Source organism: Streptomyces sp. TP-A0356 (assembly GCF_001417775.1).
Taxonomy (GTDB): domain Bacteria; phylum Actinomycetota; class Actinomycetes; order Streptomycetales; family Streptomycetaceae; genus Streptomyces.
Window position 1 is genome coordinate 636,721 of the sequence record NZ_BBZJ01000012.1, and the last position, 22,318, is coordinate 659,038.

General features: G+C 72.1%; 24 protein-coding genes. 13 read left to right on the top strand and 11 right to left on the bottom strand.

Translation table 11 applies throughout. The features are described from left to right. Positions 1-118 precede the first annotated feature (118 nt). Positions 119-1,462, top strand: coding sequence for an FAD-dependent oxidoreductase (locus ASC56_RS02840; protein ID WP_055489497.1), 1,344 nt, complete (start codon positions 119-121; stop codon positions 1,460-1,462). 106 nt (positions 1,463-1,568) lie between these two features. After that, positions 1,569-2,951, top strand: a complete 1,383-nt coding sequence (locus tag ASC56_RS02845) for a nucleobase:cation symporter-2 family protein (protein ID WP_055489498.1) — start codon at positions 1,569-1,571, stop codon at positions 2,949-2,951. On the opposite strand, the gene ASC56_RS02850 is transcribed toward ASC56_RS02845, so the two are convergent. Next, positions 2,871-3,266, bottom strand: coding sequence for a helix-turn-helix transcriptional regulator (locus ASC56_RS02850; RefSeq protein ID WP_079102232.1), 396 nt, complete (start codon positions 3,264-3,266; stop codon positions 2,871-2,873). The two genes, ASC56_RS02845 and ASC56_RS02850, sit on opposite strands and share 81 nt — an antisense overlap. A gap of 97 nt (positions 3,267-3,363) precedes the next feature. On the opposite strand from ASC56_RS02850, the gene ASC56_RS02855 reads away from it, so the two are divergent. Both ASC56_RS02855 and ASC56_RS02860 read left to right on the top strand, forming a co-directional pair. After that, positions 3,364-4,440: an NADH:flavin oxidoreductase/NADH oxidase gene (locus tag ASC56_RS02855; RefSeq protein WP_055489659.1), complete on the top strand. Its 1,077-nt coding sequence runs from the start codon at positions 3,364-3,366 to the stop codon at positions 4,438-4,440. A gap of 86 nt (positions 4,441-4,526) precedes the next feature. Then, complete coding sequence (locus tag ASC56_RS02860; RefSeq protein ID WP_055489499.1) at positions 4,527-4,856, top strand: TfoX/Sxy family protein; 330 nt, start codon at positions 4,527-4,529, stop codon at positions 4,854-4,856. 204 nt (positions 4,857-5,060) lie between these two features. Here the strand turns inward: ASC56_RS02860 and ASC56_RS02865 are convergent, their stop codons facing one another. Further along, positions 5,061-5,660, bottom strand: a complete 600-nt coding sequence (locus ASC56_RS02865) for a hypothetical protein (protein ID WP_234376820.1) — start codon at positions 5,658-5,660, stop codon at positions 5,061-5,063. Between the two features lie 292 nt (positions 5,661-5,952). Here ASC56_RS02865 and ASC56_RS02870 point away from each other — a divergent pair, with 292 nt between their 5' ends. From ASC56_RS02870 to ASC56_RS02885, 4 genes are all read left to right on the top strand, one after another. Beyond that, positions 5,953-7,038, top strand: a complete 1,086-nt coding sequence (locus ASC56_RS02870) for a sialidase family protein (protein WP_055489661.1) — start codon at positions 5,953-5,955, stop codon at positions 7,036-7,038. Between the two features lie 155 nt (positions 7,039-7,193). Then, positions 7,194-7,871 carry a uracil-DNA glycosylase gene (locus ASC56_RS02875; protein WP_055489500.1) on the top strand — a complete coding sequence of 226 codons (678 nt, stop codon included), beginning with the start codon at positions 7,194-7,196 and terminating at the stop codon, positions 7,869-7,871. 47 nt (positions 7,872-7,918) lie between these two features. Continuing rightward, the gene (locus tag ASC56_RS02880; RefSeq protein WP_055489662.1) at positions 7,919-8,899 is read left to right on the top strand and encodes a BadF/BadG/BcrA/BcrD ATPase family protein; all 981 of its coding nucleotides are present in this window, start codon (positions 7,919-7,921) and stop codon (positions 8,897-8,899) included. 167 nt (positions 8,900-9,066) lie between these two features. Beyond that, positions 9,067-9,990, top strand: coding sequence for a sirohydrochlorin chelatase (locus tag ASC56_RS02885; protein ID WP_107309160.1), 924 nt, complete (start codon positions 9,067-9,069; stop codon positions 9,988-9,990). A 153-nt stretch (positions 9,991-10,143) separates the two neighbouring features. On the opposite strand, the gene ASC56_RS02890 is transcribed toward ASC56_RS02885, so the two are convergent. Beyond that, the gene (locus tag ASC56_RS02890; RefSeq protein ID WP_055489502.1) at positions 10,144-11,166 is read right to left on the bottom strand and encodes a lactonase family protein; all 1,023 of its coding nucleotides are present in this window, start codon (positions 11,164-11,166) and stop codon (positions 10,144-10,146) included. 94 nt (positions 11,167-11,260) lie between these two features. Then, positions 11,261-12,748: an FUSC family protein gene (locus tag ASC56_RS02895; RefSeq protein ID WP_055489503.1), complete on the bottom strand. Its 1,488-nt coding sequence runs from the start codon at positions 12,746-12,748 to the stop codon at positions 11,261-11,263. A 239-nt stretch (positions 12,749-12,987) separates the two neighbouring features. Here ASC56_RS02895 and ASC56_RS02900 point away from each other — a divergent pair, with 239 nt between their 5' ends. Together ASC56_RS02900 and ASC56_RS02905 are read left to right on the top strand one after the other, a co-directional pair. Beyond that, a complete protein-coding gene (locus tag ASC56_RS02900) occupies positions 12,988-13,464 on the top strand; it encodes an Lrp/AsnC family transcriptional regulator (RefSeq protein ID WP_055489504.1) in 477 nt (158 codons plus the stop codon). Positions 13,465-13,526: 62 nt separating this feature from the next. Then, entirely contained in the window at positions 13,527-14,225 is a 699-nt protein-coding gene (locus tag ASC56_RS02905) for an HAD family phosphatase (RefSeq protein WP_055489505.1), read from the top strand. A 116-nt stretch (positions 14,226-14,341) separates the two neighbouring features. Here the strand turns inward: ASC56_RS02905 and ASC56_RS02910 are convergent, their stop codons facing one another. After that, a complete protein-coding gene (locus ASC56_RS02910; RefSeq protein ID WP_055489506.1) occupies positions 14,342-15,103 on the bottom strand; it encodes a LysR family substrate-binding domain-containing protein in 762 nt (253 codons plus the stop codon). 58 nt (positions 15,104-15,161) lie between these two features. Here ASC56_RS02910 and ASC56_RS02915 point away from each other — a divergent pair, with 58 nt between their 5' ends. After that, positions 15,162-15,578, top strand: a complete 417-nt coding sequence (locus ASC56_RS02915) for a DUF5997 family protein (protein WP_055489507.1) — start codon at positions 15,162-15,164, stop codon at positions 15,576-15,578. A gap of 92 nt (positions 15,579-15,670) precedes the next feature. On the opposite strand, the gene ASC56_RS02920 is transcribed toward ASC56_RS02915, so the two are convergent. After that, positions 15,671-16,033: a DUF6479 family protein gene (locus ASC56_RS02920; protein WP_234376821.1), complete on the bottom strand. Its 363-nt coding sequence runs from the start codon at positions 16,031-16,033 to the stop codon at positions 15,671-15,673. A 283-nt stretch (positions 16,034-16,316) separates the two neighbouring features. Here ASC56_RS02920 and ctaD point away from each other — a divergent pair, with 283 nt between their 5' ends. Both ctaD and ASC56_RS02930 read left to right on the top strand, forming a co-directional pair. Further along, positions 16,317-17,990, top strand: a complete 1,674-nt coding sequence (gene ctaD, locus ASC56_RS02925; protein WP_055489508.1) for a cytochrome c oxidase subunit I — start codon at positions 16,317-16,319, stop codon at positions 17,988-17,990. Next, a complete protein-coding gene (locus ASC56_RS02930) occupies positions 17,987-18,376 on the top strand; it encodes a cytochrome c oxidase subunit 4 (RefSeq protein ID WP_055489509.1) in 390 nt (129 codons plus the stop codon). Before ctaD ends, ASC56_RS02930 begins: the two co-directional genes overlap by 4 nt. Here the strand turns inward: ASC56_RS02930 and ASC56_RS02935 are convergent. From ASC56_RS02935 to ASC56_RS02955, 5 genes are all read right to left on the bottom strand, one after another. Beyond that, a complete protein-coding gene (locus tag ASC56_RS02935; RefSeq protein WP_107309171.1) occupies positions 18,303-19,766 on the bottom strand; it encodes a ubiquinol-cytochrome c reductase cytochrome b subunit in 1,464 nt (487 codons plus the stop codon). The two genes, ASC56_RS02930 and ASC56_RS02935, sit on opposite strands and share 74 nt — an antisense overlap. A 284-nt stretch (positions 19,767-20,050) precedes the next feature. Beyond that, positions 20,051-20,239, bottom strand: a complete 189-nt coding sequence (locus ASC56_RS02940; protein WP_055489510.1) for a hypothetical protein — start codon at positions 20,237-20,239, stop codon at positions 20,051-20,053. Continuing rightward, on the bottom strand, positions 20,239-21,333 hold the full coding sequence (locus ASC56_RS02945) for an iron-containing redox enzyme family protein (protein WP_079102235.1): 1,095 nt from the start codon (positions 21,331-21,333) through the stop codon (positions 20,239-20,241). The genes ASC56_RS02940 and ASC56_RS02945 overlap by 1 nt, the downstream gene beginning before the upstream one ends. Further along, positions 21,330-21,581, bottom strand: a complete 252-nt coding sequence (locus ASC56_RS02950) for a CDGSH iron-sulfur domain-containing protein (RefSeq protein WP_055489511.1) — start codon at positions 21,579-21,581, stop codon at positions 21,330-21,332. Before ASC56_RS02950 ends, ASC56_RS02945 begins: the two co-directional genes overlap by 4 nt. Beyond that, the gene (locus ASC56_RS02955; RefSeq protein ID WP_055489512.1) at positions 21,565-22,242 is read right to left on the bottom strand and encodes a HemK2/MTQ2 family protein methyltransferase; all 678 of its coding nucleotides are present in this window, start codon (positions 22,240-22,242) and stop codon (positions 21,565-21,567) included. The genes ASC56_RS02950 and ASC56_RS02955 overlap by 17 nt, the downstream gene beginning before the upstream one ends. Between the last annotated feature and the right edge of the window lie 76 nt (positions 22,243-22,318).

Here is a 22,318-nt window from a genome sequence, read left to right on the forward strand (position 1 = left end):
ACGCACGGAAGAAGCGCGCACCGCACCCCGTCGGCCCAGCGCCGCACCCCCTCCCTTCCCGCCGTGTGCGGTGCAATGCTGGAGCCACCAGCGATCTCCTCCGTGAGGGAGTTCCGCCGTGCTGCATGTCGCCGTAGTCGGCTCCGGGCCGAGCGGGGTCTACACCGCCCAGAGTCTTGTCCAGCAGGATCCCGAGGTGCGCGTCGACGTCCTCGACCGGCTGCCGTGCCCGTACGGGCTGGTGCGGTACGGCGTGGCGCCCGACCACGAGAAGATCAAGTCGCTGCAGAACAATCTGCGCACGGTCATGGAACACGAGCGCATCCGGTTCCTCGGCGGTGTCCAGGTGGGAGCCGGAGGGGTGTCGCCCGCACGACTGCGCGAGCTGTACCACGCGGTGGTCTACTGCGTGGGTGCGGCGACCGACCGGCATCTCGGCGTCCCGGGCGAGCAGCTGCCCGGAAGCTGGTCGGCGACCGAGTTCGTGTCCTGGTACAGCGCGCACCCGGACGCGGTCGCCGAGGAGTTCGTGCGGGGCGCGAGGACGGCCGTGGTGATCGGCGTGGGGAACGTCGCGGTGGACGTGACCCGCATGCTGGCCCGTGGCACGACGGAGCTGAGCCCCACCGACATGCCGCAGGCGGCGCTCACGGCGCTCGCCGCCAGCAAGGTCGGCGAGATCCACATGGTGGGGCGGCGCGGCCCGTCGCAGGCCCGCTTCACCACCAAGGAACTGCGTGAGCTGGGCGCCCTTCCGGACACCGAGGTGGTCGTGGACGAGGCCGAGTTGGCGCTCGATCCCGAGTACGTCGATCCGTCCGGGCTGCCGGCCGCCCAGCGCCGCAACGTCGAGGTGCTGCGCGGCTGGGCCGCGACACCGCCACGGGACGCCCCGCGCCGCATCCGGCTGCGCTTCTTCCTGCGACCGGTGGAACTGCTCGCCGAGGGCGGGCGCGTCGGCGCGGTGCGCTTCGAGCGGACGGTCCCCGACGGACGCGGCGGCGTCACGGGCAGCGGGCGGTACGAGGACATCGAGGCCCAGCTCGTGCTGCGCTCGGTCGGCTATCGCGGGGTGCCGCTGGCGGGGCTGCCCTTCGACGCGTCGACCGGCACCGTGCCGCATCTGGCGGGGCGGGTGCTGCGCGACGAGGCCGTCTCACCGGGCGAGTACGTGGCCGGATGGATCAAGCGGGGTCCGACGGGTGTCATCGGCACGAACCGACCGTGCGCCAAGGAGACGGTGACCTCCGTGTTGGAGGACGCCCCCGGACTCGTACGACGGGAGGTCCCCGAGGACGCTCTCCCGGCGCTACGTGCGGACGGTGTCGCGCCTGTCGAGTGGACGGGCTGGCTGGCCATCGAACGGGCGGAGGCGGAGCTCGGCGCGTCGCTGGGCCGGGGAGTGGTGAAGCTTCCGGACTGGCAGTCCCTCCTCGCCGCCGTCCACCGGGGAGCGCTCTGAGGGGCGCGGGGGCCTCGGGCGACGGCGCACGCGGCCCGCAGGCAAGACACACGGCGGCAACACACCAGAAATCAACAGACTGTTCAAGCGGCTTACGGTCTCGCCCATGACGACACCCGTGCACCCCGTCGACGACGTTCCACCCCTACGCCGGCTCGCCGCCTTCGGCCTCCAGCATGTCCTCGCGATGTACGCGGGCGCCGTGGCCGTCCCGTTGATCGTGGGCGGGGCGATGAAGCTGTCGGCCGCGGACCTGGCCTATCTGATCACCGCAGATCTGCTCGTGTGCGGTGTGGCGACGCTCATCCAGTGCATCGGCTTCTGGCGGTTCGGTGTACGGCTGCCGATCATGCAGGGCTGCACCTTCGCCGCCGTCTCCCCGATGGTGCTCATCGGGACGACCGGCGGCGGACTGCCCGCGATCTACGGCTCGGTGATCGTCGCCGGGCTCGCGATCGTGCTGCTCGCGCCGGCCTTCGGAAGACTGCTGCGCTTCTTCCCGCCGCTCGTCACCGGCACGGTGATCCTGATCATCGGCGTCTCGCTCCTGCCGGTGGCGGGCAACTGGGCCGCCGGCGGTCAGGGTGCCAAGGACTTCGGGGAGCCCCGGAACCTGGCGCTGGCGGCCTTCGTACTCGCCGTGGTGCTCGGCGTGCAGAGGTTCGCGCCGGCCTTCCTGAGCCGGGTCGCGGTGCTGATCGGCATCGCGGTGGGGCTCGCGGTGGCGGTGCCGTTCGGGTTCACGGACTTCAGCGGTGTCGGGCACGCGGACTGGGTCGGGATCAGCACCCCCTTCCACTTCGGCACGCCGTCCTTCCATGCCTCGGCGATCGCGTCGATGCTCGTGGTGGCCCTGGTGACGATGACCGAGACGACCGGTGATCTGATCGCGGTGGGAGAGATGACCGGGCGGAAGGCCGAGCCGCGGTCCCTGGCGGACGGCCTGCGCGCGGATGGGCTGTCCACGGTCCTCGGCGGTGTGTTCAACACCTTCCCGTACACGGCGTACGCGCAGAACGTCGGACTGGTCGGCATGACCCGGGTGCGCAGTCGCTGGGTGGTCGCGACCTCCGGCGGCATGCTCGTGCTGCTGGGCCTGCTGCCCAAGCTGGGCGCGGTGGTCGCGGCGATTCCGGCGCCGGTGCTGGGCGGTGCGGGGCTCGTGATGTTCGGGACGGTCGCCGCGAGCGGGCTGCGCACGCTCGCCGAGGTGGACTTCAAGGGCAACCACAACCTGACGGTGGTGGCCGTCTCGGTGGCGGTCGGCATGCTGCCGGTCGGCGTGCCGACGGCGTACGAGAAGTTCCCCGCCTGGTTCCAGACGGTGATGAACAGCGGCATCAGCGCCGGCTGCCTGACGGCGATCGTATTGAATCTGCTCTTCAATCACCTTCCCGCGAAGGCGACTTCAGCTCTCTCCGAGGCGGACGGCCTGGTGGGTGGCGGCGATGAGGAGGGTGTCGAGAAGCCCCGGGAAGAGATCGTCTAGATCGTCCCTGCGCAGCCCGTTCAACTTGGCCGTGCCTCGGTAGACCTGCCGGATCACTCCGCTCTCGCGCAGGACCCGGAAGTGGTGCGTGGTCGTGGACTTGGTGACGGGCAGGTCGAAGTGCGAACAGGAGAGCTCGTCGCCGTCGGCGGCGAGCTCTCGCACGATCCGCAGCCGCATGGGGTCGGACAGCGCGTGCAGCACGGCCTCCAGGCGGATCTCCTCGCGCGCCGGGTGCGGAAGGTCCCGGCTGCCGGCGGCAGGGGCTGCGGGGGTCACGGGGGGCTCCAGTCGGTCCGGGAGAGCATCCAGCATTCTCCATTGTACGAGAGGCATCGTAGTTTGACATCCACCGTACTACGATGCTTACCGTACGAGGGTTCCACCGGCCACACACCGAATGGAGTCCGCCGTGAGCGCGCTCTTCGAATCCTTCACCCTGCGCGACGTGACGATCCCGAACCGGGTCTGGATGCCTCCGATGTGCCAGTACTCGGCGGCGCCGGAGGGGCCCTCGACCGGTGCCCCGCACGACTGGCACTTCGCGCACTACGCGGCGCGCGCGACCGGCGGCACGGGGCTGATCGTCGTCGAGGCGACCGCCGTCTCGCCCGAGGGCCGCATCTCCCCCTACGACCTGGGCCTGTGGAACGACGCGCAGACCGAGGCGTTCCGCCGGATCACGCGCTTCCTCAGGGAGCAGGGCACGGTACCGGCCATCCAGCTGGCGCACGGCGGCCGCAAGGCGTCGACCGACCGCCCCTGGAAGGGCGGTGGCCCGGTCGGCCCCGACGCATACGGCTGGGCGCCCCTCGCCCCGAGCGCGCTCGCCTTCGACGCCCGTCACCCCGTGCCGACCGAACTGGGCGTGGACGACATCCAGGACCTCGTGGGCCGGTTCGCGGACGCGGCCCGCCGCGCCCTGGCCGCCGGCTTCGAGGTCGTCGAGATCCACGGCGCGCACGGCTATCTGATCAACGAGTTCCTCTCCCCGCACTCCAACCACCGCACGGACGCGTACGGCGGCTCGTACGAGAACCGCACCCGCTTCCCGCTCGAAGTCGTCGACGCCGTGCGGGAGGTGTGGCCGGACGACAAGCCGCTGTTCTTCCGGATCTCCGCCACCGACTGGCTGGACGACGGCTGGACGGCCGACGACACCGTCCGCTTCGCCGCCGACCTCCAGACGCACGGCGTGGACCTCCTCGACGTGTCGACGGGCGGCAACGCCGCCGGCGTCCGCATCCCGACGGGCCCCGGCTACCAGGTCCCCTTCGCCGCCCGTGTGAAGGCGGAGACCTCCCTGCCGGTCGCCGCGGTCGGCCTCATCACCGATGCCGAGCAGGCCGAGAAGATCCTGGTCAACGGTGAGGCGGACGCGGTGCTCCTGGGCCGCGAACTCCTGCGCAACCCCTCCTTCGCCCGACTCGCGGCCCGGGAACTGGGCGGTGAGGTGCGGGTACCGGAGCAGTACCACCGCTCGATCTGACCGGACGCCCGTGTGGCGGCGGGCGCCCGGCCGCGATCCCGGCGATCCTGGAACCGGCACCGAGCCCACCCGGAACGGGGACCGTCATGGCGTACGACGAAGGACTGGCGGAGCGGATCAGGCAGCGGCTGAGCGCGGATCCCGACGTCGGAGAGAAGCGGATGTTCGGCGGGATCGCCTTCCTGTACCGCGGCAACATGGCCGTCGGTGTGACGGGCGAGGACCTTCTGGTGCGCGTCGGACCCGACGGCACGGAGGCGGCCCTGGCCCGTCCGGGTGTGCGGCTGTTCGACATGACGGGCCGTCCGATGCGCGGCTGGGTCGTCGTCGCCGCATCCACGGTGGCGGAGGACGACGCGCTCGGGCAGTGGGTCGACGAGGGGCGCACCTTCGCGGGGAGCCTGCCGCCCAAGTGAGACTCCCCTACCGGCCCTGGAACCGCCGCGCCTCCAGGGCCGGTCCAGCAGCCGGGTGCCGTGCGTCGGCGTACGCGCCCGGCTGTGGATCACCACCCGCCCCAGTGGGCCGACATGGCCTCCAGCCCCGGGGCAGCCGCGGGCGGGCGGCGGGGCGCGGGCACGTGGGCCCGGCGCCGCGAGGAGGGCTGGGCCGCGCCCCGGTCAGCCGGCCGTACGTCCCCACGTCGGCCCGAACCGGGCCCAGGCCTGGTCCCACTGCGCCATGCGCCGCCGTTCCAGACGGTCGCGGACGACGCGCCCGGCCAGGAACGGGATGGCCGCCACGCTCAGCCCCACCACGACACCGACCATGGCGGCGCGCACCTGCCCCTGGAACTCGTCGGCGGGCCGTGTCACCAAGGCTCCGTCACGGTCCGTCCAGATGGTGACGGCCGTGCCCGTCGGGCTGCCGGCCGCGACCCGGGCCTGGCCGGCGTGGGACGAGCCGTCCTCGCCCGTCCAGCGCACCTTCGCCCACACCCGTTCCGTACCGGCCGTGGTCGCGGTGGTCGCCTTCGGCGCGTCCTGGGTGAGCAGGGCAACGACCGGACGCCATTCGGCACGCTCCCGGGCCAGACCGCGCTCCACGGAGTGCGTCGCCGCCAGTCCCGTCAGCACTCCGCCCACCACGACCACGGACCACACCGCCAGCACGATCCAGGCCTCCAGCACATCACTGCGGCGCCGCAGCGGATTGCGCCGCCACCTCCACAGCCACACCCTGGGGCCGCGGAACGCCGTCATCGACGACAGCCACCTCATCGATGGCATCCTCCTCACGCACGCACGGACTCCCCCGACCGCACTCCCATACGCGCAGCGGCCCCCCGTTGCTCACGTGACGTTCGTCGGAGCGCCGGTCTTCGGCGCTGCGGCAGACCCCGGCGCCGTGCGCCGGCCCCACGGCCGCGCGCCCGGCAAGTCCCTCTGGGTCTCCCTCCGGCCTCGGAGACACGGCCCTGGCCTGCATGAACAAGGCGTCCATAGGTGACTGTCAGTGCCGGGGTGCAGACTGACCCGTGTCTGGAACACCGGCGTTTCGGAGGTGATCGGCATGGCCGACGTTCTGCTCACCGTGGGCACACGCAAGGGACTCTTCATCGGGCGGCGACGCAGTGGCGCCTGGGAGTTCGACGAGAGTCCGTACTTCAACGCGCAGGCCGTCTACTCGGTCGCCATCGACACCCGGGGCGACACCCCGCGCCTGCTGGCCGGAGGGGACAGCTCGCACTGGGGACCGTCCGTCTTCCACTCCGACGACCTCGGCCGCACCTGGACCGAGCCCGCACAGCCCGCCATCAAGTTCCCGAAGGACACGGGCGCTTCGCTGGAGCGCGTGTGGCAGCTGCACCCGGCGGCCGCCGAGCCGACCGTGGTGTACGCGGGCACGGAGCCGGCCGCGCTCTACCGCTCCGAGGACCGGGGCGAGAGCTTCGGTCTGGTGCGCCCCCTGTGGGAGCATCCGACGCGCGACAAGTGGGTGCCGGGCGGAGGCGGTGAGGGTCTGCACACCGTGGTCACCGACAAGCGGGACCCGGAGGCGGTGGCGGTCGCCGTGTCCACGGCCGGGGTGTTCCGCACACTGGACGGCGGCGCGAGCTGGGAGCCGTCCAACTCCGGTGTCTCCGCGGTGTTCCTGCCCGATCCGAGCCCGGAGTTCGGCCAGTGTGTGCACAAGATCGCCCAGGACGCGGCGAGTCCGGACCGGCTGTATCTGCAGAACCACTGGGGGGTGTACAGAAGCGACGACGGGGGCGCCCACTGGACGGACATCGGCGGGGGTCTTCCCTCGACGTTCGGATTCGCCGCGGCCGCCCATCCGCACCGCGGGGAGACGGCGTACGTCTTCCCGATCAACGCGGACGCGGACCGTGTCCCGGCCGGCCACCGATGTCGCGTCTTCCGCACGGCGGACGCGGGCAGGAGCTGGGAGCCGCTCACGGCGGGCCTGCCCGCCGAGGACCATTACGGCACCGTGCTGAGGGACGCCCTGTGCACGGACGACGCGGACCCCGCAGGCGTGTACTTCGGCAATCGCAACGGCGAGTTGTACGCGTCGGCGGACGACGGCGACAGCTGGCGGCAGCTCGCGTCCCATCTGCCGGACGTACTGTGCGTACGGGCGGCGGTGATCGCCTGAGCCGCGGCCCGTCCGTGGGGGAACGGCCGGGACCGGCACGGAGGATGGTCGCTTCCCGACGGACCGCGCCCTCTTCGTCGACCAGACGATCATTCCCGGTCGCCCTCGGGCCACGGGTTGATCGTCCGCGTGCGCACGGCAGTAGGGTGACGCCCGTGGCACCACGACCGTTGCATGAGATCGTCGAACCCGGCTGGGCGAAGGCCCTGGAACCGGTGGCCGGACGGATCGCCGAGATGGGCGACTTCCTGCGCGCTGAGATCGCCGCGGGGCGCACCTACCTCCCGGCGGGACCGAACGTCCTTCGGGCCTTTCAGCAGCCGTTCGACGACGTCCGCGTCCTGATCGTCGGTCAGGACCCCTATCCGACACCGGGACACGCGGTGGGGCTGTCGTTCTCCGTCGCTCCGGAGGTACGGCCACTGCCTGGCAGCCTGATCAACATCTTCCGGGAGCTCAACACCGACCTGGCACTGCCCCAGCCGTCCAGCGGCGATCTCACACCGTGGACCCAGCAGGGCGTGCTGTTGCTCAACAGGGCGCTCACCACGGCTCCTCGCCGTCCCGCGGCACACCGGGGCAAGGGCTGGGAGGAGGTCACCGAGCAGGCGATACGGGCACTCGCCGCACGTGGCACGCCGCTCGTGTCCATCCTGTGGGGCCGCGACGCCCGCAATCTGCGACCCTTGCTGGGTGATCTGCCGTCGGTCGAGTCCGCACACCCGTCCCCGATGTCGGCGGACCGGGGCTTCTTCGGCTCACGCCCGTTCAGCCGGGCCAACGACCTGCTGGTCAGGCAGGGCGCGCAGCCCGTGGACTGGCGCCTGCCGTGACGTCCTCGGGCCCGGTGGACGCCCCGGAGGCGGGCGCACACGGCCCGGTGCGGGAGGCTGTCCTCGCCGTGGACTCCGGAGGTTCCGGCCTGCGGGTGGCCCTCGCCCCGCGCGGTGGTCCGGCCTCGGCCGCGACGGCCCCGCTCACGTCCCGGGAGCCGGTGCGCACCGGTTCCCGAGGGATCGACGCCGGTCACCTTCTTGGGCAACTCCTGCCGATGGCACGGCGGTTGCAGGCCGACGCCGGGGGCCCTCAGCTCGGGGCCGTCGCGATCGGCGCGGCCGGTCTGGCGACCCTGGGCGACCATCTGCGCGCCGAGCTGCCCGCCGCCCTGGCCCGTGAGCTCGGCGTGCGCAGGGTCGCGCTGGTCGCGGATGCCGTCACCGCCTACGTGGGCGCGCTCGGCGCGCGGCCCGGGGCGGTGGTCGCGGCGGGGACCGGCCTGGTCGCACTGGGTACGGACCTCAAGCGCTGGCGCAGGGCCGACGGTTGGGGCCATCTGCTGGGCGACTGCGGCGGCGGCGCATGGATCGGCCGGGCCGGTCTGGAGGCGGCGCTGCGCACCCACGACGGACGGCCCGGTGGTTCGGCCCCGCTGCTGGCGCGGGCCGAGGCGGTGTTCGGCCCGGTCTCCGGGCTGCCCGGCCTGCTGTACCCGCGGGCGGACCGGCCCGCGGTGCTGGCCTCGTTCGCGCCCGAAGTGGCCGCCTGCGCCGCCGGCGACCCGGTGGCCGCCGGAATCCTGGGTGCCGCAGCCCGGCACATCGCCGAGTCCGCGGCCGCCGTGTGTCCCACTGCGGGCGAGCCCCGGGTCGCTCTCACCGGGGGGCTGTTCCAGATGGATGACCCCCTTCTCGCACCGCTGCGGAACGAGTTGGCGCGGCAGCTGCCACAGGCGCTCCCGGTCCCCGCCGAGGGCGGCCCACTGCACGGTGCCATGCGCATCGCGATTGCTCTCGCGAACAGCGCGCTCGAACTGCCGTACGACGACCGGTTGCTGTATGTCGTGACCGGCCAGGGCGGGTGACACCCTGTGCCGGGAGCGGGAAGCCGGCCCGATCACGAGACGGAGAAGTCGGATCGTACCGCTCGCTTCTCCTCCGTACGTAACTCATCAGACAAAACCGGACGGATACCGCTCACCTGCCCCCTCCCCGAACAGGGGAGCCCACGAAGCCAGTAGCATGCGGCGCCATGAGCTCCCCCACTGGGCCCGCATCCGGCCTGCCCGTACGAATGCCGCGACCCCGCCAGCCCGGCCGGCACCGCCGTCCGGAACCCCTGGCGGCTCCCGAAGGCGCGCCCGCGCTCGTCCTCGCGGTGCCGGGCACGCCCAGCGCCGCCACGCGCAGCCTGGCCGAGGAGGTCGTGAGCATCGCGCGTTCCGAGCTGCCCGGCCTGGACGCACGGATCGGCTACCTGGACGGGGGCGACTCCGAGTTCCCCACGCTGCAGTCCGTCCTGACGCGCACCGCCGAGGAGCGCACGGCACGCTACGAGCAGGCCGTCGCCGCCGGCGTGGAGGCGAAGGAGCCCGACGGGCCGGTCGCCGTGGTGGTGCCGCTGCTGGCCGGTCCGGACAGCGCGCTGCTGCGCCGGGTCCGCCAGGCAGTCATGGACAGTCGTGTCGCCGCCGATCTGACCGATGCCCTCGGCCCGCACCCGCTGCTCGCCGAGGCACTGCACGTACGCCTGTCCGAGGCCGGTCTGGCCCGCGCCGACCGCGCCCGCCTGTTCACAGTCGCGACGGCCGCGGACGGCATCATCCTTGCCTCCGTGGGTGGCGAGGAGGCCGTGCAGGCCGCCGGCATCACGGGCATGCTGCTGGCCGCGCGGCTCGCCGTGCCGGTGATGGCCGCGGCGCTGGACCAGGAGGGTTCGATCGCGGCCGTCGCCGAGCAGCTGCGCTCCTCGGGCTCGCAGCAACTGGCGCTCGCGCCGTACCTGATCGGCCCTGAGCTCGACCCGGGCCTGCTGGACGCGGCCGCCACGGAGGCCGGCTGCCCCGCCGCCGAGGCGCTCGGCCCGTACCCGGCGATCGGCAAGCTGGCGCTCGCCAAGTACACGACGGCGCTGGGCATCGCCCCGCCGCAGCCGCAGGGCGCCCCGGTCCGCTGAGCCTCGCCTGACCGCACTCGTACGACCAAGGGCCCGCTCCTCTTCCGGAGCGGGCCCTTCGCCTCGGACCCACGGCCGGCGACGGCTCCCGCGGGCCACCAGTTGGCGACGGCTCCCGCGGGCCGCCGGTCGGCAGCGGCTCCTGTGGCCCCGTCAGCCGAAGACGACACAGGACGCCGCGGGCGCCCGCACCGAGCCGCTCCGCCGTGGCGCCCCCGTCTGCGGATCCACCGCGAACCAGGTCACGTCGCCGGACCGCTCGTTGGCGACGTACAGGAACCCCTCCGACAGGGCGATGGCGCGCGGCCAGACGCCCCCGCACGGCTCCGTGGCCACCCGCCTCAACCCATCACCCTCCACCGCGAGCACAGACAGCACGTCCTGCCCGCGCGTCGCCGTCCAGACGAAGCCCCCGTCGGACGAGACGACGATCCCGGACGGGTAGGCGTCGCCTGCGTGCGGCTCCGGCAGCACGGGGGTCTCGGTCACCGGATCCAGGACGCAACTGTCGGAGTCCCAGCGGCAGACAGTGACGGTCGGGGCCAGTTCGTTGAGCACGTACGCGCGGTCCCCGTCCGGATGGAAGGCGAGGTGACGCGGCCCGGAACCCGGCCGCAGCGGGATCTCGCGGCGGAGCCGCACCACGCCGCCCTCCAACGCGCAGACGCGGACGGAATCGGTGCCGAGGTCGACGCTCACGACCCAGCGGCCGCTCGGGTCGGGCTGTATCTGATGCGCGTGCGGACCCCGCTGACGCGTCGGGAGCGGCCCGGAGCCCTCGTGCCGGAGCACGGCGGACACACCGTGCGCCAGGGTTCCGTCGCCGCTCAGGGGCACGGCGGTGACGCTGCCGGAGCCGTAGTTGGCGGTCAGGACATGCCCGGAGTGCACGCTCAGATGCGTGGGCCCGCTGCCGCCGACGGGAACGGGCGGACCGGCGAGTTCGGGCGTGTCGCCGTCGAGCCGGTACGCGGCGACCGCGCCGTCCTCCGTCTCGCTGACCGCGTACAGCATGTCGCCGGCCAGAGCCAGATACGACGGATCGGGCACCGCGTCCACGGCGTTCAGGACGGTCAGCGCACCGCTGTCCGCGTCCACGGCCGCCGTGAGGACGCCGCGCCCTCCCGCCGTCGTGAAGGAACCTATGTACGCCCGCCGCCTGCCGCCGTCCCCCACTGCCGTCCCCTCCCGCCGACGCCCTGCTGGACGACGGTAGCAGCAGGTCTAGACCAAGGCGCCTCGGCCCGGCCAGGCGCCGTTCGCGCCGGGGTCAGGCCCGGGCGGGTGACGAGTGGCGCAGCGGGGCGGCCAGGGCGACCAGGGCCCGTTCCAGGCCGTGGAGGTGGCTGAGGGCCTGCTCGGCGCCGGGGTGGTGGCCGGGGACGCCCGTCCGGAGCGTGAGGGCGCGTTCGGGGACCACGCCGAGCAACGCCTCGACCGCGACCTCGACGCGTCGGCACGCGGCCGTGAGGCGGGCGTCGTGCGAGGCGTCCGGGTCGGCGGTGACGGCGACGAGGCCGCGCGCCTGACGGGCGCACTCGTCGAGCAGGGCTAGCACCTCGCGTGCCCGCGCCTTGCGCGCCCGCAGCGGATTCAGTGGATGCACCAGGGGAGCGACCGCCATCCGGACGCGGCCCAGCAGCGCTTCGAGCTCTGCCGCCCGGGCGGCGGGGTCCGCCTCCGCGTCGCCCGCGAGCCGCCGGGCCGCGGCGGCGGTGCAGCCGTGCACGGCGTGCAGGGCCCGGCGCACCCACTGGTCGGTGACCGTGTGGGTGGTGATCGGCAGGACGAGCGCGACGGCGAGCGCGGCCCCCAGCGCCCCGACGCCCGTCTGAGCGAGGCGCAGGCCGAGCAGCCCGGGACGCAGGACGCCGAGGAGGCCGTACAGCAGGCCCGCCATGACGGTGACGAAGAACATCATCCAGCTGTACGACGGCGCCGCCGTGTAGAAGATGCCGAACACACAGACGGCCAGGAGCGCGGCCGTGGGTGCCGAAGCCCCGTGCAGCGGCACGGCTGTCAGCAGTCCGGCGACGATGCCGGTCACCGTGCCGAGAAGGCGCCGGAAGCCGCGTACGAGTGTCTCGCCGCGCGAGGCGGTGTTCACGAAGATCCACCAGACCGTGCCGACGGCCCAGTACCAGCGCTCGTGCGACAGCATCTGACCCGCGATCATGGCGAAGGCGCAGGCGGCGGTCGCCTGGCAGGCCTGGCGGGTGGCGGGCCGCGCGAGTCCCCGTCCGTCCAGCGGCGCGGGCGCGGCGGGCAGCGGCGTACGGCGCTCGACGCACCACATACCGAACCGCACCGCCGACGTGGCGGCCAGCGACAGGGCGACCGCCGCGCACAGCTCGGGAAGCCGATCCGGGACGGGGTGCAGGAACTGCGCGATGAAGAACGTCATGAACGCGAAGACGCCGAGCGCATGGCCCCGTGGCCCGAAGCGGCGGGCGTACACCCCGGCGAAGACCACGGCGAGCCAGGTGGTGTTCCGCGCCGCCGGCACGCCGTGCAGGGCGGTGGCGAGCGCGAGGACGGGCAGGCCGACGACGGGCAACAGTGCGGTGGTGACCGCCTGGCCGCGCACGGTCGGGTCGGCGACCGTGAACAGCGCGAGGAGCGCGGCGAGCCCGCCGGTGATCGAGGCGGGCAGCGACAGTCCGGCCGTCTCGCACACGGTCACGGCCAGGCCGATGCCGAGGACCGCACGCAACGAGATGCGCAGCCGGAACAGCCCCGGATCCGGAGCCGTGAACATCTTCTTCACCGTCGGAAGCCCGCCCCCACTAGATGTCAACCAGATGTCGTCGCAACGCCAGGACATGGGAATGGCGCCGCGGCACGGATTCCGGCTTCATCACCGTCCTGCGCTGCGCGGCGCCATTGATACGCATAAGGAAAGCATCAGTACGTCAGTGGCTCAAGCGGCTCACTCTGCACTGGGCCATTGGTACAGTCGAGGGGGATCCACTTGTGCGACAGGGAGGCCAACGGACCATGGCCGTGGACGAACTCGACACCCGCATCCTGCGGCTGCTGCTGGAGCAGCCGCGCACGAGCGTGCGCGAGTACGCGCGCATCCTGGGCATCGCCCGCGGCACTCTGCAGGCCCGGCTGGACCGGCTGGAGCGGGATGGAGTGATCACCGGCACGGGTCCCTCCCTGTCCCCCGCCGCGCTCGGCCACCCGGTGCTCGCGTTCGTCCACATCGAGGTCACCCAGGGGCATCTGGACGATGTGGGCGAGGCGCTGGCGGCCGTACCGGAGATCGTCGAGGCGTTCTCGATCACCGGGGGCGGCGACCTGATGACCCGGGTCGTGGCACGGGACAACGAGCACCTGGAGGACGTCATCCAGACGCTGATCAGCCTGCCCGGAGTCGTCCGCACCCGCACGGAGGTGGCGCTGCGGGAGCGCGTGCCCTACCGGTTGCTGCCGCTGGTGGAGTCGATCGGCCGCACGGCCGCGAACTGAGGCCCCGCGCGGGGCACCGCCCGCCGATCCCCCGCCGACCACCGCTTGGCATCCTGGAGCCCATGACCACTCCCGGCATCACCGCGGTCATCTTCGATCTCGACGGAACACTCGTGGACAGCGAGCCCAACCACTTCGAGGCGGGCCGGCAGCTCCTCGCCGAGCAGGGCGTCACCGACTACACCTGGGCGGATCACGAGCGGTACGTCGGCATCAGCACCCGCGAGACGCTGGCCCTGTTGAAGGAGCGCCATGGCCTGCGGGCGCCTTTGGAGGAGCTGCTCGCCGAGAAGAACCGCCGCTATCTCGACCTGGCCCGCGCCTCCACCAAGGTCTACCCGGAGATGCGCACGTTCGTGGAGCTGCTGGCCGCCGAGGGCGTCCCGATGGCCGTGGCGTCCGGCTCGTCGCCGGAGGCCATCGAGGCGATCCTGTCGGGCACGGGACTGGCGTCCTGGTTCACCACGGCCGTCTCGGCCGACGAGGTCGCCCACGGCAAGCCGGCCCCGGACGTCTTCCTGGAGGCCGCACGCCGCCTCGGCGCCTGCCCCGCCGACTGTGTGGTCCTGGAGGACGCCGCGCCGGGTGCCGCCGCCGCGCACGCCGCGGGAATGCGGTGCATCGCGATCCCGTACGTCGCCGCGCAGGCCGACGACCCCGCGTTCGCCACGGCGGGGCTGCTGGTGCGCGGCGGGCAGGCGGAGTTCACGGCGCGGGCGGCACACGACTGGCTGACGGCCCCGGCTGCGGCATCCTCGTAGTCCGCACCAAGGCTTGGTCCATGCCGTCGACCCGGGCAACACTGGCCGCCCACACACTGCGCTCGACGGCCGGCCACCGATCAGCCGACTGTCACCGAAGTCATGACCGAGTGCACCTAGGACCGGCGCCGGGGCTTGCCGCGTCGGGCGCCCTTGGGGCCGCCGGAACCGCTCCCTGGATTCCTGCTCGTCGACTTCCTCGCCGCGGGCTTCTGCCGTGCCGCGACCGCGTCGGGCTGCTTGCGCTGCGGCTGGGCCGCAGGCATGGCGGGCCCACGTGTGCTGTTGGCCGTCCGGCCGCGGACGATGCCGATGAAATGCTCGACCAGATCGGTGGTCGCATCCTCGGGCCAGGACAGCGCGACGCTCGACCGGAGAGCGTCCACGACCGGCCGGTAGGTCAGATCGCGGCGGTGGTACAGACGTGCCAGCGACTGGGGCACGAGGAGCAGGCCCACGCCCGCCGCCACGAGTTCGATGGCGTCCGCCGTCGTGGCCGGGCGCTGGAACGCGGGCTCCCCGGGCGGCTGTTCCCAGCCCAGGACGTCGTCGAGAGGGTGGAAGACGACCTCGTCGGAGAGGTCCTCGAGGGAGACCTCTTCCGCCGCCGTCACCAGATGGTCCTTGGGAACCACCACCACCGTCGTCTCGGTGTAGAGGGGGATCGCGCTGAAGACCGTACGGTCGACCGGCAGCCGCAGAATTCCCGCGTCCGCTTCGCCGCCGCGCAGCACGTCGGACGCTTCGGCGGCCGGCACCTGGACCAGGGTGAAGGGGACGTCGGGCAGGCGCTCGTTCCAGATCCGCACCCACTTCGCGGGCGTCACCCCGGGGACGTACGCGAGCCGGAACGAAGGGGGTACTTCCGAGCCTGTCACCCCGCCAGGTTACCCGGCGTGGTCGGCCGGCCCGCACACGGCCGATATTCTGGACACCATGAAGTCGCACCAGACCACCCAGACGATGAAGCCCGCCACCGCGGCGAAGAAGCTGGGTGTGTACCTCCCCGCCACCCCCGCCGAGTTCCAGGAGGGTGTCGTCTCGCGCGCCGAGCTGAACCAGCTCCAGGCGAATCCGCCCGAGTGGCTGCGGGAGCTGCGACACAACGGCCCGCACCCCCGCCCGGTGGTCGCGGCGAAGCTGGGCGTCTCCATCTCGGGCCTCTCCCGCGGCGGGATCACGGAGCCTTTGACCACCGAGCAGATCGAGGCGCTGAAGAACGACCGGCCCGAGTGGCTGGAGAAGGAGCGCGCCACCCAGGCAGAGGTCCGCAAGGAAGCGGCGCGCGTCAAGCAGAAGAACGCCGAGCGTGCCGAGCAGGCCGCCGACCAGGGCCGAGAGCAGCGCTCCTGACGTCCGCCGTCGGCGATGAGGAGCCCGCCCACGGGACTTCCGGGGCGGGGCCGTCACCTCGGCCCCGAAGGCGTCGCGCGCCGTTTCCGGGTTCAGCTCGCCCCGGAGCCGCCGCTGCCGAAGGAGCCGCTGGAGCCTGAGTTCCACCGGGGCCGTCGCTGATCCTCGCTGCGCTTGCTTCCCGAGGCGTGGATCTCGTGCGGAGTGAGGCGCTCGCTCTCGTCCTCGGCGCGCGGCATCTCGTTCGGCTCCCTCACCTCCCGGGACTCCATGACGGGGCCGGAGGGCGGCGGGGCCGGATGGTCGGAGCGCCGCGGGGGGCCCGGTTCCCGGCGGCGCACCTTGATGCCGAGCCGGACCGCCCACACCAGGGCACCCGCGATGACGAGACCGCCGATCAGGGCACCCAGCATGCCCCACGCGGCACTCGAAGCAGCCATGTCCACAGAGATCATCAGCATTTCCCCCAAGTACCCCTGTCGGGGAATGTGAACCACCCCCCGTCGGGCGTGGCGCAAGGGCGCCCACGGGACCTCGGCGATAGCGTCGCCGCAGACGGTCATGATCCGGACCTGCGGTCGCGCCGCGCCCGAGCCGGGGCGCGGGACCGCGCCGTGGCCCCTTCTTCACCCGAACGGTTTCCCTCGGCGCGACCGGGACACCCGCGATGCGCTCACGTGTCGTGCGGCCCGCGCCGTGGGCGCGACGCCCGGGGGCGAAGGCCCGTGGAGGAGGACGATGACGGAACTGTCGCAACGCCCCACCGCCGCCCGGCGGAAGACCACCCCCACGTCCTCTCTCGGCCGGGCGCTGCTGCGCTGGACCACGACGACCGACCACAAGGTGATCGGCCGTCTGTACATGGTCACGGCCTTCTGCTTCTTCCTCTTCGCCGGGCTGCTGGCCATGGGGATGCGGGCGGAGCTGGCCCGCCCCGGGCTGCAGTTCATGTCCAAGGACCTCTACAACCAGTTCTTCACGGTGCACGGCACGGTGATGATGCTGCTCTTCGCCACCCCCATGTTCGCCGGGTTCGCCAACGCGGTGATGCCGCTGCAGATCGGCGCGCCGGACGTGGCCTTCCCGCGGCTGAACGCCCTGTCGTACTGGATGTACCTCTTCGGCGGCCTGATGGTCGTCTCCGGCTTCCTGGTGCCCGGCGGCGCCGCCGCGTTCGGCTGGTTCGCCTACGCCCCGCTGAACAGCGCGTACCGCTCGCCCGGGGCCGGCGGCGACCTGTGGGCGATGGGGCTCGTCGTGACGGGTGTGTCGACGACACTCGGCGCGGTCAACTTCATCGCCACGATCATGTGCCTGCGCGCGCCCGGCATGACCATGTTCCGGATGCCGATGTTCACCTGGAACATCCTGTTCACCTCGATCCTGGTGCTGCCGGCGTTCCCCGTGCTCACGGCAGCGCTCCTGGCCCTGGAATCGGATCGGAAGTTCGGGTCACATGTGTTCGACGCGACGAACGGCGGCGCGATCCTGTGGCAGCACGTGTTCTGGTTCTTCGGCCATCCGGAGGTCTACATCGTCGCTCTGCCGTTCTTCGGGATCATCACGGAGATCATCCCGGTGTTCTCGCGCAAACCGTTGTTCGGCTACCTGCCGCTGATCGGGGCGACCATCGCGATCACGATGCTGTCCGCGGTGGTGTGGGCGCACCATATGTTCGCCACGGGTGCCGTGCTGCTGCCGTACTTCTCCCTGATGTCGTTCCTGATCGCGGTGCCCACCGGGATCAAGTTCTTCGCATGGATCGGCACGATGCACCGGGGGTCGCTGTCGTTCGAGACACCGATGCTGTGGGCGTTCGGGTTCCTGGTGTCGTTCCTGCTGGGTGGCTTGAGCGGCGTGCTCCTCGCCTCCCCGCCGCTCGACTTCCACGTCACCGACTCGTACTTCGTCGTGGCACACCTGCACTACGTGCTCTTCGGCACCGTGGTCTTCGCGATGTTCGCGGGCTTCTACTTCTGGTGGCCCAAGTTCACCGGCAGGATGCTGGACGAACGGCTGGGCAAGCTGCACTTCTGGCTGCTGTTCCCGGCCTTCCAGCTGACCTTCCTGGTGCAGCACTGGCTGGGCGCGGAGGGCATGCCCCGCCGGTACGCCGACTATCTGCCGGCGGACGGCTTCACGCTGCTCAACACCCTGTCATCCATCGGGGCGTTCCTGCTCGGTGTGTCCACGCTGCCGTTCCTGTACAACGTCTGGTACTCCGCCCGGCACGGCGAGCGGGTCATGGAGGACGACCCCTGGGGGTTCGGCCGCTCGCTCGAGTGGGCGACGTCCTGCCCGCCGCCGCGCCACAACTTCCTTGCCCTGCCCCGCGTACGGTCCGAGTCGCCCGCCTTCGACCTGCACCATCCCGAGGTCGTCCGGCAGGCGGTGGAGGAGGGACTGCAGTGAAGGTCGAGGCACTGCTCTTCGGTGGCGTCGCCGTGTTCTTCGGGGGCTCCGCGGCGCTGTACGGCTGGTGGTCGCGCGACCCCGCCGGCACCGCGGTGCTGATCGTCGCGTTCGGGATGGCCGCGGTGGTCTCCTTCTTCTGCGCGGTGCAGTACCGGCGCCGGGGGATCCGTCCCCAGGACCGTCCCGACGCCGAAGTCGCCGACGCCACCGGGCCCCTGGAGTTCTTCCCGCCCCACAGCCCGTGGCCCGTGGTCACGGCGTTCGGCTTCGCCGTCGCCGCCACGGGAGTGGTCTACGGGCTGTGGCTGTTCATCCTCGGCGTCGGGGTGCTCGCGCGGGGAGTTCTCGGTCTGGTGTTCCAGTACGCGACTCGCGGGCGCTGATCGGCCTCCTGGGCGCTCCCGGCGGGAACCTGGTCACGGGCCGGTGGTCGCTCACATATCCGCCTTCCACGGTCTGGCGCACCTCCCCGGTCTCCTCCCCCTCGGACAGGCGTTCCCGCTCCGTCTCCTGCAGGGCGTGACACAGCGCCCGCGTGACGAGGAAGGCGACAACCGGCGCCACCACGAGGGCGATACGCAGGACCCACGTCAAGGTGTTCAGGGAGAACCGGAAGGTCTCCGCCACGATGTCGTTGCCGCCGGCCAGCAACAGGACGCCGTAGAAGGTGATGCCGGCGACACCGAGTCCGGTGCGCACGGGGCGTTCCCGCGGCCGGTCGCACAGGTGCTGTTCCTCGCGCCACTCGCCCGTCAGCCACTGTTCGACGAACGGGTACGCGTACAGGACGAGGAACAACAACGCCGGCAGGACGACCGCGGGCAGCAGGACGTTCCACATGATGGTGTGGCCGGCGACGACGGTCTCCCACGGTGGTACGAGCCGCAGCGCGCCCTCCAGGAAGCCGACGTACCAGTCGGGCTGAGAGCCGGTCGACACCAGGTCCGGCCGGTAGGGCCCGTAGGTCCACACCGGGTTGATCTGGGCGAGGGCACTGATCAGCGCCAGCACGCCGAAGACGGTGAGGGACAGGCCCATGGAGGACGCCGTGAACTGCGGGAACAGCGGCTTGCCGACGACGTTCCGGTTGGTCCTGCCCGGGCCCCGCCACTGGGTGTGCTTCAAGTAGAAGACCAGGATGAGGTGCACGGTGACCAGGGCGATCAGAGCCCCGGGCAGCAGCAGGATGTGCATGCCGTACAGGCGGGGGACGACGTCCTGGCCGGGGAACTCGGACCCGAACACGAACATGCTCACGTACGTCCCCACGACGGGCAGGGACAGCATGATGCCCTGTGCGATGCGCAACCCCGTGCCGGAGAGCAGGTCGTCGGGGAGCGAGTACCCCGCGAAGCCCTCGGCCAGAGCGATCATGAACAGCGTCACGCCGATGACCCAGTTGACCTCCCGCGGCCTGCGGAAGGCACCCGTGAAGAAGATACGGAGCAGGTGCACACCGATCGCGGCGACGAACACGAGTGCGGCCCAGTGGTGCATCTGCCGGACGAGAAGCCCGCCGCGCACGTCGAAGCTGATGTGCAGGGTCGAGTCGAAGGCCTCCGACATGAGGACACCGCGCAGCGGCACATACGGGCCCTGATAGGCGACCTCCCGCATCTCCGGCTTGAAGAAGAACGTCAGCCACACACCGGTCAGCAGGAGGACCACCAGGCTGTAGAGCGCGATCTCCCCGAGGAGGAACGACCAGTGCTCCGGGAAGGCCTTGCGCAGCAGCCGTCCGCCGCCGTCCAGGACCGGCAGCCGGCCGTCCAGCGCGTCGGCGAACCGCTCTCCGGGACGGCGGGCCTCGGAGGTCCGCGCCGGAGCCGGTGGCCTGGGCTCCTCACTCACCGTGCGTCCACGTCGTGGTCGGCCGGCCCCTCACACTGGTCCCGGTCCACGGACGTCCTCCTTCTGCCGCCTCTCACTCACCGCTCTCTGCCATGCCTTGCCCCGGGGCGGCCGGGCGACCGCGCCACCACCGTGAAACACTCGCGCGCCCCGGGCGGTGCACCCGTTCGGATGTGCACGGGTCCCGCCCCGTGGGCGCCCCGTCGTCAGGGGAAGAGCGCGATACCGAGGACGACCAGCAGGACGAGCACCGCGACGATCGCCACCGTCACCCAGGGCCCGCGGTGTTTCGCGGGTGCCTTGGGTGCCGTTCCCCGGGGCCGGTCCTCGGCAAGCGTCGGGTGCGCGGGGCGGTCGCGGGTGTAGAACTCTTCGTCGCGTGCGTGGTCGGCCATCAGAACTCCTCCGAGGTGTTCTTCTGTGCTTGCCGCGGGGCGAGTTCCCCGTTCGCGCCCGGAGATGCAGCCTCTTGCGCCGCTGCTTTCCGGACGCGCAGGGCGGTGTGCCCACCGCGCCAGGCCGCAAGGAGCCGGGCGCCGAGCCGGTCCTCCAGGAAGCCGGTGGCCCGGATGCCGAACTCGACGTCCGCCTCCAGGTCGGGTTCGCTCTCCAGCAGCCCGCCGACCACGTCGTGGCGTACCACCTGTTCGTGGACGGCGTCCGCCACCACGTGCTCGTCGTAGAAGCGCGCGGCCGCATCGCCCGCGCCCACCCGGCGCAGGGCCTCGGCCAGGCGGCGCGAGCCTGGGGAGGAGGTGACCTCAACGGCCGCGAAATGGCCCGTCAGCGCTCCGCGCAGGCTGCGGTGCAGACCGAACAGGGACATCAGGTTGACGGTGGCGAGCATCTCGGCGGGCGCGACGTCCAGATAGTGGCCGTAGGCCGTGGTGAGGCCCAGGTCCTCCATCAGGTCGGCGAAGAGGCCCGCGTGGATCTCCTCGGCCCGCCCCGCCCCGAACTCGTCGAACTCCACGGCCACCATGGCCGCCTTGGCCCTGCCGTGCAGCCGGGGGATCACCCAGGCGTGCGGATCGGCCTCCTTGAGGTGATAGAGGGACCGCAGCGCCGCGTACTCCCGCAGGTGGTCGTGGCGGCCCACGTTCCGCAGGAAGTGTGTGACGCCGGTGCCGTCGTCGCCGACCGGTTCGATCTGCAGTTCGTCCAGCGCTTCCAGCGCGCCGGACCCGACGGGGACGTCGTCACGCAGGGCCCTGAGGAAGCGGTCCTCGAGCGCGCGACGGAACGTGAGGAGGGCGGGGTCCCACTCCCGGTCGTCGCCGACCCCCTCGAAACCCTGGTAGTGGAGTTCGTACAGGACGTACAGGGCCAGCTGCAGGTCGTCACCGTAGGGATCGCTGTCGGTCAGCGAGGCGAGCGACAGCGGGCTGCCCCTCTCGCACAGCGCGCTGACCACACCGTGGGAGAGCGGCCCCCTGGCCGACGGCAGGGGCGGGCTGGACCGGCGTGGTTCGAGTCGGCTCGTCGTCACTCGGGGGTCTCCCTTCGTCCGGTGGGAGGTTCGGTACGGGGTTCGTCCGCCGCCTTGCCCCGGCGACGGTGGCTGGTGTCGCACCAGGGATAGGTGCGGCTGCGCCGGCAGGTGCAGATCGCGACGACGAACCGCCGGCTGACGACGGCCTCGCCGTCCGGGCCGATGACCTCCACCGGCCCCTCCACCAGCAGCGGACCGTCGCGGTCGGCACGGATGCGGCAGATCCGTTCACGCTCGTACGGCACGGACGACCACCAGCTCTTCCACCATGTCGTCGGTCGGCAGACCGCGCTGCCGCAGCCAGGCCAGCCGGGACCGCAGCACACGCCCGAAGGGCACCAGCGCGCGGTCCGTGACCGCGGCGCTGAGCCCGGCCTCGGACAGCCGGGCCAGAGTGTCCTCCACCCCGCACAGCGCGGAGTGCACCACCAGAAGGACACCGTGCGGGCGCAGGTGCGTGGCCGCGGCACCGCAGATACGGTCCAGCAGCAGCCGCCCGTCCCAGCCGGCGTCCCAGGCGCGCGCCGCGCCGCGGGCGGTTCCATGGCGCGGGGACGGCACGTACGGAGGGTTGCTGATCACCAGGTCGAAACGGTGTCCGGGTACGGCCGAGGTGAGGTCACCGCGGCGCACCCTGATGCTCTGGCCGCTGAGCAGCGCGTTCACCCGGGCCGCAAGCACCGCCCGCCGGGAGATGTCGACCGCGGTGACGCGCGCGCCCAGCCGCGCGGCCTCCAGCGCCAGGGCTCCGGTGCCGGTACCCAGGTCAAGGACGTCCGTCCCCGGGGTGACCTTCTCTCGGTGCAGGGCCCGGGTCAGGAGCCAGGTGTCGTACTGCGGCTCGTAGACGCCGGGCGGGGTCCACGCGGGGGACTCCGTGGGCGGACAGGGGCTTTCGACGGTCATCTGCTCCTCCGTGCGTGGACACACAGCTGCATCCACCTCGCCGCGGCGCTTCCTGCCGCGGCGAGGTGCGGATGCC